Origin of the sequence: Micromonospora cynarisoli, assembly GCF_030518815.1 — a bacterium.
GTDB lineage: Bacteria > Actinomycetota > Actinomycetes > Mycobacteriales > Micromonosporaceae > Micromonospora > Micromonospora wenchangensis.
Window position 1 is genome coordinate 2,472,518 of sequence record NZ_CP130426.1, and the last position, 13,375, is coordinate 2,485,892.

The 13,375-nt window shown below is 74.0% G+C and carries 15 protein-coding genes; 5 read left to right on the top strand and 10 right to left on the bottom strand.

Annotated features, from left to right (window positions below; translation table 11 throughout):
- Window positions 1-149 precede the first annotated feature (149 nt).
- Both Q2K16_RS10030 and Q2K16_RS10035 read right to left on the bottom strand, forming a co-directional pair.
- The gene (locus tag Q2K16_RS10030) at window positions 150-1,256 is read right to left on the bottom strand and encodes an SPFH domain-containing protein (RefSeq protein WP_302744931.1); all 1,107 of its coding nucleotides are present in this window, start codon (window positions 1,254-1,256) and stop codon (window positions 150-152) included.
- 4 nt (window positions 1,257-1,260) lie between these two features.
- Window positions 1,261-1,734 carry an NfeD family protein gene (locus Q2K16_RS10035; RefSeq protein WP_145920800.1) on the bottom strand — a complete coding sequence of 158 codons (474 nt, stop codon included), beginning with the start codon at window positions 1,732-1,734 and terminating at the stop codon, window positions 1,261-1,263.
- A 93-nt stretch (window positions 1,735-1,827) separates the two neighbouring features.
- Here Q2K16_RS10035 and Q2K16_RS10040 point away from each other — a divergent pair, with 93 nt between their 5' ends.
- Window positions 1,828-3,141, top strand: a complete 1,314-nt coding sequence (locus tag Q2K16_RS10040) for a serine hydrolase domain-containing protein (protein WP_302744932.1) — start codon at window positions 1,828-1,830, stop codon at window positions 3,139-3,141.
- 24 nt (window positions 3,142-3,165) lie between these two features.
- Here Q2K16_RS10040 and Q2K16_RS10045 read toward each other — a convergent pair whose 3' ends face one another.
- Complete coding sequence (locus Q2K16_RS10045) at window positions 3,166-3,978, bottom strand: DUF3097 domain-containing protein (RefSeq protein WP_302744934.1); 813 nt, start codon at window positions 3,976-3,978, stop codon at window positions 3,166-3,168.
- Between the two features lie 214 nt (window positions 3,979-4,192).
- Here Q2K16_RS10045 and Q2K16_RS10050 point away from each other — a divergent pair, with 214 nt between their 5' ends.
- Window positions 4,193-4,987, top strand: coding sequence for a hypothetical protein (locus Q2K16_RS10050; protein ID WP_302744936.1), 795 nt, complete (start codon window positions 4,193-4,195; stop codon window positions 4,985-4,987).
- 27 nt (window positions 4,988-5,014) lie between these two features.
- Here Q2K16_RS10050 and Q2K16_RS10055 read toward each other — a convergent pair whose 3' ends face one another.
- The 4 genes from Q2K16_RS10055 to fabG all read right to left on the bottom strand — a co-directional run bounded on the left by Q2K16_RS10055 (window position 5,015) and on the right by fabG (window position 8,456).
- Window positions 5,015-5,794, bottom strand: coding sequence for an HAD-IIA family hydrolase (locus Q2K16_RS10055; RefSeq protein WP_067312900.1), 780 nt, complete (start codon window positions 5,792-5,794; stop codon window positions 5,015-5,017).
- Between the two features lie 42 nt (window positions 5,795-5,836).
- Window positions 5,837-6,865: a ferrochelatase gene (locus Q2K16_RS10060; protein WP_302744938.1), complete on the bottom strand. Its 1,029-nt coding sequence runs from the start codon at window positions 6,863-6,865 to the stop codon at window positions 5,837-5,839.
- A gap of 95 nt (window positions 6,866-6,960) precedes the next feature.
- Window positions 6,961-7,728, bottom strand: a complete 768-nt coding sequence (gene fabI / locus Q2K16_RS10065) for an enoyl-ACP reductase FabI (protein WP_302744939.1) — start codon at window positions 7,726-7,728, stop codon at window positions 6,961-6,963.
- A 23-nt stretch (window positions 7,729-7,751) separates the two neighbouring features.
- Window positions 7,752-8,456 (bottom strand): beta-ketoacyl-ACP reductase, encoded by a 705-nt coding sequence (gene fabG, locus Q2K16_RS10070; RefSeq protein ID WP_302744941.1) that lies wholly within the window; start codon window positions 8,454-8,456, stop codon window positions 7,752-7,754.
- A gap of 462 nt (window positions 8,457-8,918) precedes the next feature.
- Between fabG and Q2K16_RS10075 the strand changes: the two genes are divergently transcribed.
- Window positions 8,919-9,074, top strand: a complete 156-nt coding sequence (locus tag Q2K16_RS10075) for a hypothetical protein (RefSeq protein WP_302744942.1) — start codon at window positions 8,919-8,921, stop codon at window positions 9,072-9,074.
- Window positions 9,075-9,196: 122 nt separating this feature from the next.
- Here the strand turns inward: Q2K16_RS10075 and Q2K16_RS10080 are convergent, their stop codons facing one another.
- Genes Q2K16_RS10080 through Q2K16_RS10090 form a run of 3 tightly spaced genes read right to left on the bottom strand, consistent with a single transcriptional unit; the run spans window position 9,197 to window position 12,239 of the window.
- Window positions 9,197-10,147, bottom strand: a complete 951-nt coding sequence (locus tag Q2K16_RS10080) for a VWA domain-containing protein (protein ID WP_302744943.1) — start codon at window positions 10,145-10,147, stop codon at window positions 9,197-9,199.
- On the bottom strand, window positions 10,144-11,154 hold the full coding sequence (locus Q2K16_RS10085; protein ID WP_302746425.1) for a DUF58 domain-containing protein: 1,011 nt from the start codon (window positions 11,152-11,154) through the stop codon (window positions 10,144-10,146). The genes Q2K16_RS10080 and Q2K16_RS10085 overlap by 4 nt, the downstream gene beginning before the upstream one ends.
- Complete coding sequence (locus tag Q2K16_RS10090) at window positions 11,133-12,239, bottom strand: AAA family ATPase (protein ID WP_302744944.1); 1,107 nt, start codon at window positions 12,237-12,239, stop codon at window positions 11,133-11,135. The genes Q2K16_RS10085 and Q2K16_RS10090 overlap by 22 nt, the downstream gene beginning before the upstream one ends.
- A 245-nt stretch (window positions 12,240-12,484) precedes the next feature.
- On the opposite strand from Q2K16_RS10090, the gene Q2K16_RS10095 reads away from it, so the two are divergent.
- Window positions 12,485-12,715 (top strand): hypothetical protein, encoded by a 231-nt coding sequence (locus Q2K16_RS10095; RefSeq protein WP_302744945.1) that lies wholly within the window; start codon window positions 12,485-12,487, stop codon window positions 12,713-12,715.
- Entirely contained in the window at window positions 12,712-13,230 is a 519-nt protein-coding gene (locus Q2K16_RS10100) for a PH domain-containing protein (RefSeq protein ID WP_302744946.1), read from the top strand. The genes Q2K16_RS10095 and Q2K16_RS10100 overlap by 4 nt, the downstream gene beginning before the upstream one ends.
- The last annotated feature ends 145 nt before the right edge of the window (window positions 13,231-13,375 follow it).

A 13,375-nucleotide genomic window follows, 5' to 3' on the forward strand; every position in this document is an offset into this window, starting at 1 on the left:
GCCCCGACCCGTCTGCGGCGACGGGTGGCACGGAACGCGTCGACGCCCCGGGCCTGACCACCACCCGTCCCTCAGGACCGATCGTGGCAGGCGCCGGGGCGCCGGATGAGCGTTTCTCACATTTGCCGCCCGGCCCGGACGGCGGCGGGTCAGGCCCGTTCGCGCTGGTCGGCCGGGTCGGTGACCAGGCTGGCCGGGGAGACCGGCTCGGGGGCCGGCAGCCCCTTCGGCACGTTGCCGCCGGTGGCCTGCGCCTCGGCGACCCGGACCTCGTCGTGGATCTGCTGGGCGGCGCTCGCCGCCGCCTCGGCCGCCTCGGCGGCCTCCCGCTCGACCTCGCTGGCGGTGCGCTTCGCCTCGGGGGCCGGCTCGTCGCCGACCATCCGGCTCAGCCCGCCCAGCGCGCCGCCCATGCCCTCCAGCGCCTTGGTCAGCTCGGCCGGGACGATCCAGACCTTGTTGGCCGTGCCGTTGGCGATCTGCGGCAGCGCCTGGAGGTACTGGTAGGCCAGCACCTTCTGGCTCGGGTTCGCGGTGTGGATCGCGTCGAAGACCGTCCGGATCGCCTTCGCCTGGCCCTCGGCCTGGAGGATGCGGGCCTGCCGGTCACCGTCGGCGCGCAGCACCGCCGCCTGCTTCTCACCCTCGGCGGTGAGGATCTGCGACTGCTTGTGACCCTCGGCGTTGAGGATGGCGGCCCGGCGGTCCCGCTCGGCGCGCATCTGCTTCTCCATCGAGTCGCGGATGCTCGGCGGCGGCTCGATCGCCTTGATCTCCACCCGGGTCACCTTGATGCCCCACCGGCCGGTGGTCTCGTCGAGCACGCCGGAGAGGTGCCGGTTGATCTCCTCCCGGCTGGTCAGCGCCCGCTCCAGGTCGAGCGAGCCGATCACGTTACGCAACGTCGTGACGGTCAGCTGCTCGATCGCCTGGATGAAGTTGGCGATCTCGTAGGTCGCCCGGACCGAGTCGACCACCTTGTAGTAGAGGACGGTGTCGATCGACACCACCAGGTTGTCGGAGGTGATCACCGGCTGCGGCGGGAAACTGACCACCTGCTCCCGCATGTCGACCTTGGTACGCACCGCGTCGACGAACGGGACCAGCAGGTTGAGGCCCGGGTTCAGGGTGCTCTTGTACTTGCCGAGCCGCTCCACCACGTCCTGACGCTGCTGCGGCACGATCCGCACCGCCTTCGCCAGCGTCACCACTATGATCAACGCTACGGCCACCAACAGGACCGCTACAAATTCCATACCGTCACCTTTTCGCTTCCGGCAACTCGCCGGGGGAGGAAATGTCGTCCTGCCACACCAGGGCGGTGGCGCCCTGGACCTTTATCACCTGCACCCGGGCACCGGGCGCGAAGGTCTGCGTCGCGTCGTACGGACGTGCCGTCCACAACTCGCCGTCGATCTTCACCATGCCCTGCTCGGCGTCGACCTGCTCGATCACCAGGGCGGTGGCGCCCTCCAGCGCCTGCACCCCGAACGGCTGCTCGCCGCTGTCCACCGACGGCCGCATGTGCCGGCGGATGGTCGGCCGGGCGAGCGCCACCGTCAGCGCCGACACCACGGCGAAGACCACCGCCTGCACGGCGACGGGCGCACCCAGCGCGGCGGCCCCGGCGGCGGCGAACGCGCCGACCGCGAACATGATCAGAAACAGCGTCGTCGTGAAGATCTCGGCGACGGCCAACAGCACACCCAGCACGATCCACACCACGGCGTCCACCCCTCGATCGTGACACGTCCACGCGAATCCACCCACTTCTGATGATCAGTAAGCTCGGTCCAGACCCGAACGACCGCCACGAAGGAGCTGCTGGTGACCCTGCTCGCCGAGACCGCCCGCCGGATCGACGCCCTCGTGGCGCAGGCGCAGGCCGCCGGGCGCGCCCCGTCGCTGGCGCTCGGGATCGTCCGGGACGGCACGCTGGTCCACCTGTCCACCGCCGGTGACCACCCGCGCCCCGACGCCGACCTGCAGTACCGGCTCGGCTCGATCACCAAGACCATGACCGCCACGCTGGTCATGCGGGAACGCGACGCCGGCCGGCTCACCCTGGACGACCCGCTGGAGCGGCACCTGCCGGGCACTGCCGTCGGCGGGCTCACCCTGCGCCAGCTCCTCGGCCACGCCAGCGGCCTGCACCGCGAGCCCGACGGCCCCTGGTGGGAACGCACCGAGGGCACCGACCTGGCCACCCTCGTCGCCGGCGTGACCACGGACAAGGTCGGCTACCCCGCCTGGCGCGGCTACCACTACTCCAACCTGGCGTACGGGCTGCTCGGCGGGGTGCTGGAGCGGGTCACCGGGACCCCCTGGGCGCGGCTGCTCACCGAGCGGATCCTCGACCCGCTGGGCCTGCGACGCACCACCTACCGGGAGACCGAGCCGTACGCCCCGGGCTACGTGGTGCACCCGTGGCACGACACGCTGCGGGAGGAACCGCGTACCGACACCGGGGCGATGGCCCCCGCCGGGCAGCTCTGGTCGACGGTGACCGACCTCGCCCGCTGGGCGGCGTTCCTCGCCGACCCCACCGACGAGGTGCTGGCCGCCGACACCCTCACCGAGATGTGCACCCCGGTGATGCTCAACGACCTGGACTCCTGGCGCGGCGGGCACGGCCTGGGGCTGGAGCTGTACCGCGACGGCGACCGGGTGTACGTGGGCCACGGCGGCTCGATGCCCGGCTACGTGGCCGCCCTCACCGTGCACCGGCCCAGCCGGACCGCCGTGGTCGGCTTCGCCAACTCGTACGGCTTGCGCACCGGGCACATCGGCGGGCTGTCCCGGCAACTGCTCACCCTCGTCCTGGACGCCGAGCCGACCCCGGTCGTCGCCTGGCGGCCGGCGTCCGCGCCACCGGCGGCGGAACTGGCCGAGCTGACCGGCCGCTGGTGGTGGATGGGCATCGAGTACGAGGTCCGGGCCGACCCGGCCGGCGAGCTGTGGGCCGGCCGGGTCGGCAACCCGACGCTGCGGTTCACCCCGGAGGGCCCGGACCGCTGGCGGGGCCGCTCCGGCGAGCAGGACGGCGAGACCCTCGCCGTCCTGCGCGACCCGGCCGGGCGGGCGGTGGGCCTGGACATCGGCACCTTCGTCTTCACCCGCACCCCCGACCAGGAACCCTGACCGGGCCGGGCGCGGCGGTGGGTGTCAGTCCGGTTCGGTGACGAAGTCGATCAGGCGTTCCATCGCGTTGATCAGCGGGGTCTCCACGTCGGCGAAGCTGTCCACCCGGGACAGGATGCGCCGCCACATCTCGGCCGGCTCGGCCACCCCGAGGGCCGCGCAGACGCCCTCCTTCCACGGCCGGCCCGGCGGCACCACCGGCCAGGCCCGGATGCCCAGCGCGGCCGGCTTGACCGCCTGCCACACGTCCACGTACGGGTGGCCGGTGACCAGCACGTACGGGGAGTCCACCCGGGCCACGATCCGGCTCTCCTTGGAGCCTGGCACCAGGTGGTCGACGAGCACCCCGAGCCGGCGGCCGGGGCCTGGGCCGAACCCGCGCACCTCGGCGTCGAGGGCGTCGATGCCGTCCAGCGGCTCCACCACCACGCCCTCGATCCGCAGGTCGTCGCCCCAGATCCGCTCCACGAGGGCGGCGTCGTGCACGCCCTCGACCCAGATCCGGCTGGCCTTGGCCACCCGCGCCCGCACGTCGGCAACCGCGACCGACCCGGAGGCGGTCCGGCGACGGGCGGCGGGCACCGGGGCGCGGGCCGGCCGACGCAGGGTCACCGGTTCCCCGTCGAGCAGGAATGCGGCGGGCAGCAGCGGGAAGACCCGCCGCCGGCCGTGCCTGTCCTCCAGCACCACCGCCGACGCCTCGAACCCGACCACCGCGCCGCAGAACCCGGAGTCGGCGTCCTCCACCACCAGGTCCGGCGCGGCGTCGACCTCGGGGGTGACCCTGCGCCGCCGCCAGTCGCCCGCCAGCACGTCCTCGCCGTATCGCCCCGCCATGCCGGTCACGCTAACCTCCGCCGCGCCCCGGCACCTCCCGACGCGCCCGGACGGCGCGACACACCGACCGGGCGACGCGCCGGGTGCGTGACCGCGCCGCAGCGGGCCGTGACCACGTGCCCACGTGCCCGCCACCTGCGGCGGTGGGCGGACCGGACAGTCGACGATCCGGCAGTCGAGACACGGGCGGCGGGGAGCACGTACCCTTTTCGGCATGTCCTCCCCCGCAACGGGCGCGGCCACCCTGGCCGCGCGCCGGTCGAGCCGTTTCGTGGCCTGGGTACGCGCCTGGCGGGCCGGCCTCGTGCCCTTCGACGAGGTCGCCGAGTCGGTCGCCGGCGACGAGGAGCACCTGGTCGCCGACGCGCCGGGCACCTGGCGGGACGTGCCCCTGCGCGAGGCCCTGCCGGCGCTGGCGAAGCTCTCCCCCGACGAGATCCGGTTGGTGCTGCCCGCGCCGGGCGACCCCCGGGGGCTGCCCGGTCCGGGCGACTTCGCCGGGGCGGCGCTGCTGGCCGGGGAGGCCGTGGTGGCCGGTGCGCTCGGGCTGATCCCCGAGGTGCGCACCCACACCTCCGGCTCCGGAATGACGTGGGAGACGGTGCTGTGGCGGGTCTACCCGCTGCCGGCCGACGCAGCCCGGGCGTCGCTGACCGCGCCGGGGGCCGCCGAGGCGGAGGCGGAACTCGCCACCGCGCTGGCCGAGTCCACCGCCGCGCTGACCCGGCTCGACGTGGCCCAGTGGCGGCCCGAGCTGGCCGGGGCGCTGGCCGCGCTGCGTCGCCCGGACGGCGCGACCGACCTGCCGCCCGGGTTCGACCCGCGTTCCCGGCGGCTGTTCGCCCGCGCCGCCGTGCTCGACCGGGTGCTCGCGCTGGCCGGGGAGAGCGCGCCCGGCGGGGCGGTCAACAACCACGAGGCGCAGCAACGCGACGCGGCGCTGCGCCCGCTCACCACCGCCTGCCGGCAGGCGCTGGTCGCCGCCTGCAACGCCCCGCTGCGCCCCTGACCGCACCCGGCCCGGCACCGGTACGGCCTAGATCTCGTCGATCAGGTCGAGCACCGAGTCGACGATCCGCGACGGCCGGTACGGGTAGCGTTCCGTCTCGGCCCGGGTGCTGATCCCGGTGAGCACCAGGATCGTCTCCAGCCCCGCCTCCAGGCCGCACAGGATGTCGGTGTCCATCCGGTCACCGATCATCGCGGTGCTCTCCGAGTGGGCGTTGATGGTGTTCAGCGCCGAACGCATCATCATCGGGTTCGGCTTGCCGACGAAGTACGGCTCCACCCCGGTCGCCTTCGAGATCATCGCGGCGACCGACCCGGCGGCGGGCAGCGCGCCCTCCACCGACGGACCGGTGACGTCCGGGTTGGTGCAGATGAACCGTGCCCCGTCGTTGATCAGCCGGACCGCCTTGGTGATCGCCTCGAAGCTGTAGGTGCGGGTCTCGCCCAGCACCACGTAGTCCGGGGCGAAGTCGGTCAGCACGTAACCGACGGCGTGCAGCGCGGTGGTCAGCCCCGCCTCCCCGATCACGTACGCGGTGCCACCCGGCCGCTGGTCGGCGAGGAACTGGGCGGTGGCCAGCGCCGCCGTCCAGATCGCCTCCTCCGGCACCTCGAACCCCATCCGGGTCAGCCGGGCCTGAAGGTCGCGCGGGGTGTAGATCGAGTTGTTGGTGAGCACCAGGAAGGGCTTGCCGGAGGCCCGGAGCCGGTTGACGAACTCCGGTGCGCCGGGCACCGGCTGGCCCTCGTGCACCAGCACGCCGTCCATGTCGGTGAGCCAGCTCTGCACCGGCTTGCGGTCAAGCATCTGTCGTCCCAAGGGGGTGTCGGGGAGGGCGGGTCGTCGGCATCAGGGGCGGCGGGCGGCCGGCACGCAGCACGGGGTGGGGCAGGTGTCCCACATCGGCAGCTCGCCGAGGCGGCGGGGGCCCGGCCCGTCGGGCGTGGTGCGTTCGGCCACCAGTTCGCGCACCATCGCCACGAACCTCGGATCGGTGCCGGGGGTGCCCGCCCGGACGAAGTCCAGGCCGAGCTGCTTGGCCGTCTCGGACGCCTCGGTGTCGAGGTCCCAGACGACCTCCAGGTGGTCCGAGACGAACCCGATCGGGCTGACCACCACCCCGGTCACCCCCTGCCCGGCGAGGGCGGTCAGGTGGTCGTTGACGTCCGGCTCCAACCACGGCACCTGGGGCGGGCCGGAACGGCTCTGCCAGACCAGGTCGTAGGGCAGGTCGGGCGCGGCGGCGGCGTGCACCAGGCGGGCGGTCTCCGCCAGCTGCGCGGTGTACCGGCCGCCGTGCGGGCCGGCGGTGGCCGCCGCCGAGGTGGGGATGGAGTGCGCGGTGAAGACCAGCCGGGTGGTGTCCCGCCGGGCCGGGTCGAGCTGGGCCAGCGCCGAGCGCACCGCGTCGGCGTGCGGCTCGACGAAGCCCGGGTGGTCCCAGAACTGGCGCAGCTTGTCGATCACCGGCGCGTCCGGGCCGACGGCGGCCCGCGCGGCGGCGATGTCCTCCTGGTACTGCCGGCACGACGAGTAGCCGCCGTACGCGCTGGTGACGAACGCCAGCGCCCGGGTGATCCCGTCGTCGCGCAGCTGCGCCACGGTGTCGGCGAGCATCGGGTCCCAGTTCCGGTTGCCCCAGTAGACGGGCAGGTCGACCCCGTGGGCGGCGAGGTCCGCCCGGATCGCGGCGAGCAGCTCGCGGCACTGCTGGTTGATCGGGGAGACCCCGCCGAAGTGCAGGTAGTGCTCGGCGACCTCGGCCAGCCGCTCGGGCGGCACCCCCCGCCCCCGGGTCACGTTCTCCAGGAAGGGCAGCACGTCCTCGGGCCGTTCCGGGCCACCGAAGGAGACCAGCACCAATGCGTCGTACGACATGGGGTCATTCTCCCCCGGGGTCGGCGACGGCCCGACGACGGCCCCTGGTCACGCAGGTTACGCCGGGGCCCCGGTGCGGAGCCCCGGCGTGCGGCTCAGGCGCCCAGGGCGTGGTAACCGCCGTCGACGTGGACGATCTCGCCGGTGGTGGCCGGGAACCAGTCCGACATCAGGGCCAGGCAGGCACGGGCGGCCGGTTCCTGGTCGGTGAGGCTCCAGCCGAGCGGGGCCCGCTCGGTCCACGCCTGCTCGAACTGCTCGAAGCCGGGGATGGACTTCGCGGCCATCGTGCGCAGCGGCCCGGCGGCGACCAGGTTGCTGCGGATGCCCTGCTTGCCCAGGTGCAGGGCGAGGTAGCGGGAGGCGGACTCCAGCCCGGCCTTGGCCACCCCCATCCAGTCGTAGACCGGCCACGCCTTGGTCGCGTCGAAGGTGAGCCCGACCACCGAGCCACCCGGCGACATCAGCGGCAGCGCCGCCATGGCCAGCGACTTGTAGGAGTACGTGGAGACGTGCAGCGCGGTCGCCACGTCCTCCCAGGAGGCGTCGAGGAAGCCGCCACCGAGGCAGCTCTGCGGCGCGAAGCCGATCGAGTGGACCACCCCGTCGAGGCCGTCGACGTGCTCGCGTACCTTGTCGGCCAGGCCGGCGAGCTGCTCCGGGCTGGTGACGTCCAGCTCGATGATCGGTGCCGGCTGGGGCAGCCGCCTGGCGATCCGCTCGACCAGCGAGAGCCGGCCGTAGCCGGTGAGCACGACCTGGGCGCCGTTGTCCTGGGCGAGCTTCGCCACCGAGAAGGCGATCGAGGCGTCGGTGATGACGCCGGTGACGAGCAGCCGCTTACCGGCGAGCAGTCCTGACATGTGTTGGCTTCCTCCGTACGTTCTCAGTGACCCATGCCGAGGCCGCCGTCGACCGGGATGACGGCGCCGGAGATGTAGCCCGCGGCGTCCGAGGCGAGCCAGGTGACCACCCCGGCGACCTCGTCCGGCGCGGCGAACCGCCCGGCCGGGATGACCTTGCGGTACTCGGTGCGGCGTTCCTCGGGCAGCGCGGCGGTCATCTCGGTGTCGATGAAGCCCGGGGCGACCACGTTCGCGGTGATGTTGCGGCTGCCCAGCTCCCGGGTGATCGAGCGGGCCACCCCCACCAGGCCGGCCTTGCTGGCCGCGTAGTTGACCTGGCCGGCGCCGCCGTAGAGCCCGATCACCGACGAGATGAAGATCATCCGGCCGAACTTGGCGCGGAGCATCTTGGACGAGGCCCGCTTGGCGCAGCGGAAGGCGCCTGTGAGGTTCGTGTCGAGCACCCCGGTGAACTGCTCCTCGGACATCCGCATCAGCAGCGTGTCGTCGGTGATGCCGGCGTTGGCGACCAGCACCTCGATCGGGCCCAGCTCGGCCTCGACGGTGGTGAAGGCGGCGTCGACGGAGGCGGTGTCGGTGACGTCGCACCGGACCCCGAACAGGCCCTCCGGCGCGTCGCCGCTGCGGTGCGTGACCGCGACCCGGTCGCCCTGCTTGGCGAACGCCTGCGCGATGGCCAGTCCGATCCCCCGGTTGCCGCCGGTCACCAGCACGGTACGGGCCACGGGTCCCCCTTCGGTTCCGCTGATCATTCCGGTCGGAGCCTAGGCGCTACCGACAGGTAACCGCTAACGGTGCGCCACCGAACCCCGGCGCGGCGGCCGGGCCGGCCCGGCTGAGGGGTCGGCGCGACGACCCTCCGGGAGCGGCCGGCCACCGTCCGGGGCGGGACGGCCGAATACGCGTTGCGGGTGTCCCCGTTGTACGATGATCGGCGTCCGCGAGCCGAATGCGACTCGTGTCTCTGGCCCCGCCGACCGCAGGAGGTGATCGCTGTGCGAGATAGCGATCCTCCCAGTCGTGGCCGGGCCGTCCGTCAGCCCCGCTGAGCCACGACTCAGTCGGTCGAGCTGACCCAGCTCCCGCTCCCCCGCACCGCCCGCTTCCGGCCCCCGGCCGGCGGACCGGTCGGTGACGCCGTCCCGCGCCGGGACGTCCCCGGTGGAGCAGCCCGGTCACGACTTCGTGTGCGCGCCCTGACCAATCCCTGCGGTCCCGCCCGCCCGCGGACCGTCCAGTCGCCACCGGAGCCGTTCATGAGCCGTTACGTCGCCCCGCTGGGCTTCACCCTCGCCGCCGTCTGGGTGGCCGTCGTGTTCGTGCTGGCCAGCGGCGGTCACTGAGACCGCCACCGGCCACCGCGCCGCCCCGCACCGGCGGCCACCGCCGGGACGCCCGGACCCGGAGCACCGCACCCGGGACGTCCGGGGTACGGGCCACCGCACCCGGGACGTCCGGGCCGGCCTCAGAGCATCCGGGACGTCCAGAGCAGACTCAGCCCGCCCGCGCAGAGCGCCAGCAGCAGCGCCACCCCCGCGTACCACTGGGTGATCTCGCGGGGCTCGGTGCGGAACCCGATCGACGAGCCCATGTCCTGGTAGACCTGCTTCAGCTCGGCCACCGAGGCCGCCTCGTAGAAGTAACCCTCGGTGGTCTCGGCGAGCTGGGCCAGCGCCAGCCGGTCCACCGGCACCCGCTGCAACTGACCACCGATGTCGACCTGCCCCGAGTCGGTGCCGAACGCGATGGTCGAGACCGGCACGTTCGCCGCCTGCGCCGCCGCCGCGGCCTCCTCCACCGACCGGCCCGAGGTGCGGAACCCGTCGGAGAGCAGCACGATCCGGGCCGGCGGGATACCGGCCGCGCCGTCGGCCGGCACCGACCGGATCGCCTCCAGGCAGGTGAAGACCGCCTCACCGGTGGCGGTCGCCTCGGCCAGGGTCAGCCCGTCGATCGCCGCCGTCACCGCGGCCCGGTCCTTGGTGGGCGCCACCAGCACGTTCGCCGCCTTCGCGAAGGAGACCAGGCCCAGGTTGTAGCTGGCCGGCAGCTCACCGACGAACTGCTTCGCCGCCTCCTGGGCCGCCTCCAACCGGTTCGGCGACACGTCGTCGGCCTGCATCGACAGCGACACGTCGATGGCGAGCATCACGGTGGCCCGCTCCAGCGGCTCCTGGGTGTCGATCGCCGGCCGGGCCATCCCGGTGGCCAGCGCCACCATCGCCAGCAGCAGCGCGGTCGCCGCCGCGTGCCGCCGCCACCCCAGCCCCTTCGGCGCGAGGGTACGCAGCAGGTCCACGTTGGTGAACCGCATCGCGTACGCCCGGCGGTGGCGCTGCCGCCAGACGTAGGCGGCGGCCAGGGCCAGCACCGGCAGCAGGGCCAGCAGCCACCACGGTTGCATGAAACGGATCATCGCGTCGTCCCCCGGGTGCGGGCATGCCGCTGGGCGGCCACGAATCGCACCATGTCCAGCAGCCAGTCTCGGTCGGTACGCAACATCAGGTGTCCGGCGCCGGCGGCCCGCAGCTCGGCGGCGATCGCGCCACGCTGGGCGGCGGCCGCCTCGGCGTAGCGGCGGCGCAGCCGAGGGTCGGCGGTCTGCACCTCGTGCAGCTCCCCGGTCTCCGGGTCCACCACCGGCAGCACCCCCACGTCGGGCAGCTCCAGCTCACGCGGGTCGACCACCTCGATGGCCAGCACGTCGTGCCGGACCCGCAGCTTACGCAGCGGCCGGCCCCACTGCGCGGGCGGTGCGAGGAAGTCCGAGATCACCACCGCCAGGCCCCGTCGGCGCGGCGGCCGGTTGAGCAGGTCGACAAGCGCGCCCAGGTCGCCGCGCCCGGGCCGCAGCGGGGTGTGCGCCACCGCGCGCAACAGCGCCTGCGCCTCCCGCCGGCCGGACCGGGCCGGCACCCGGGTCAGCACCCCCGGCCCGCCGGGCGACGCCGGCGGCGCGGACCGCCACCGGCGGGCGGGCGCGGCCGGCGGCGGGGCCCCGGTGCCGATCACCGCGCCGATCCGGTTGCCGCCGCGCACCGTCAGGTGGGTCAGCGCGGCGGTCGCGGCGACCACCACGTCCCGCTTGAGCCACCGGCCGGTGCCGAAGTCCAGGCTCGCCGACAGGTCCACCGCCAGCCAGGTCTCCAGCTCCCGGTCGGCCACCGTACGCCGCACGTGCGGGGTGGTGGTGCGGGCGGTCACCGGCCAGTCCATCCGGCGTACGTCGTCGCCGGGACGGTACTCGCGCGACTCCCCCGCCTCGCTGCCCGGACCGGGCAGCAGCCCCGCGTAGTCGCCCTGGAGCAGGCCGTCGAGTTTGCGGGTCACCAGCAGTTGCAGGCGGGACAGCACCGCCTCGGTCCGCTCCCCACCGGCGTCGGCCGGGCGTACCGGTGCGGTCACGGGTGCTGCCCGGGCCAGCCGCCGGCCGGCGGGCCGCTGACCGGTGGTGGGGACGCCTGCTGCCGGGGTGCGACCGAGGGCGGCGGGATGGTCGACATCACCCGGTGCACCACGTGGTCGGCGGGCACGTCGTCGGCGAGCGCGTCGTAGCTGAGCACCAACCGGTGCCGCAGGATGTCCGGCGCGATGTCCTGGACGTCCTGCGGCAGCGCGTAGTCCCGGCCGCGCAGCAGGGCCAGCGCCCGGGTGGCCCGGACCAGGCCGAGCGAGGCGCGCGGGCTGGCACCGTACTGGATCAGCCGGGCCACGTCGGGCATCCCGTGCTCGGCGGGGCTGCGGGTGGCCAGCACCAGCCGTACCGCGTAGTCGACCAGGGCGTTGTGCACGAAGACCTGGTCGGCCCTGCGTTGCAGGGCGAGCAGGTCGTCGGTGGAGAACACCTGCGCCGGCTCGGGCGCGGCGACCCCCATCCGGTAGACGATCTCGCGCTCCTCGGCGTCGGTGGGGTACCCGACGACGATCTTCATCAGGAAGCGGTCCCGCTGCGCCTCGGGCAGCGGATAGACGCCCTCCTGCTCGATCGGGTTCTGGGTCGCCATCACCAGGAACGGGTCGGGCACCCGGTGGCTCTGGCCGCCGATCGAGACCTGCCGCTCGCTCATCACCTCCAGCAGCGCCGACTGCACCTTGGCCGGGGCCCGGTTGATCTCGTCGGCGAGCAGGAAGTTCACGAAGACCGGGCCCAGCTCGACGTCGAACTTCTCACTCGACTGCCGGTAGATCCGGGTACCCATGATGTCGGCCGGCACCAGGTCGGGGGTGAACTGCACCCGGGCGAACTGCCCGCCCACCACCCGGGCCATCGTCTCCACCGCGAGGGTCTTCGCCACCCCGGGCACCCCCTCCAGCAGGCAGTGCCCCCGGGCCAGGAGCGCCACGAACATCCGCTCCACCATCCGGTCCTGACCGACGATCACCCGTTTGATCTCGAACAGGGCCCGCTCCAGCAGGGTGGCGTCCTGGGCGGGGGTGGTCACCGCCGCGGGTGTCTCGGGGGCCGTCCCGTTCGGGGCAGGGGCGTCGGGCGTGGTCGGCTGGGCCACCGGTCCTCCACAGCATGATCGGTCGTCGTGGCGTGGTGCGGTAACAAGACTCGCATGCCCGGCTGGGAGCCGAGGTGGGGAGAACCCGATTTCGGGTACGCCGTCCGGATCGCCGAATCGCTGAACGAGGCTGGACACGAAGGGGTCTGCCACGTGTACGATTCACCCCGTCGCCGGGCGGCTCCCCCCGTGGCCGCCCGGCGCTCACCTCGTCTCCGGTCCCGGCGCACGCCTACACTCCCCTGGTGACCGATCCCACCCCCGCAGGCGAGGCACCCGTCTGTTCGTCCCGGGGCTGCCGCGCGCCCGCCGTGTGGGCGCTGCGCTGGAACAATCCCCGGTTGCACGACCCCGAGCGACGCAAGACCTGGCTCGCCTGCCCGGCCCACCGGGGTAGCCTCGGCGACTTCCTCGACGCCCGCGGGTTCCTCCGTGAGGTCACCGCGCTCCCCGGATCGCATACCCTCGAAGCGTGAACGCTGCCGAGCCACCCCAGTCCCCGGTGAGCGCCCTGGAACCCTGGCCGGACACGGTCCACTGGCAGCCCATCTCCACCGACCTGATCTGGGTCGAACTGCTCCGCCTGGCGATGGGCCTGGCGGTGCTGCTGGTCGGGCTGGCGCTGGGCTGGGCGTTCACCGGGCACTGGCTGTTCGGTGCCGGCTGCGCCGTGGTGCTGCTCGGCGGCGGGTGGCGGGTGGTGACGATCGTCCGCGCCGTGCGCGCCTGGGGGTACGCCGAACGCGCCGACGACCTGCTGGTCCGGCACGGGCTGCTGGTCCGGCGGTTGTCCATCGTGCCGTACTCGCGGATGCAGTTCGTCGACGTCAGCGCGGGCCCGCTGGAACGCGCCTTCGACCTCGCCACCGTGCAGCTGCACACCGCCGCGGCGGCCACCGACGCCCGGGTGCCCGGCCTGCGGCCGGCCGAGGCGGCCCGGCTCCGCGACCGGCTCACCGCCCTCGGTGAGGACCGGGCGGAGGGGCTGTGACCGACGGGCACCCCGACGCGGCCCGCCCGACGCCCCCGGCCGTCCCGGCGGCTCCCGACGTCCCGGCCCCGGGCGTCCCGGCGGCTCCCGACGTCCCGGCCCCGGGCGTCCCGGCGGCTCCCGACGTCCCGGCCCCGGGCGTCCC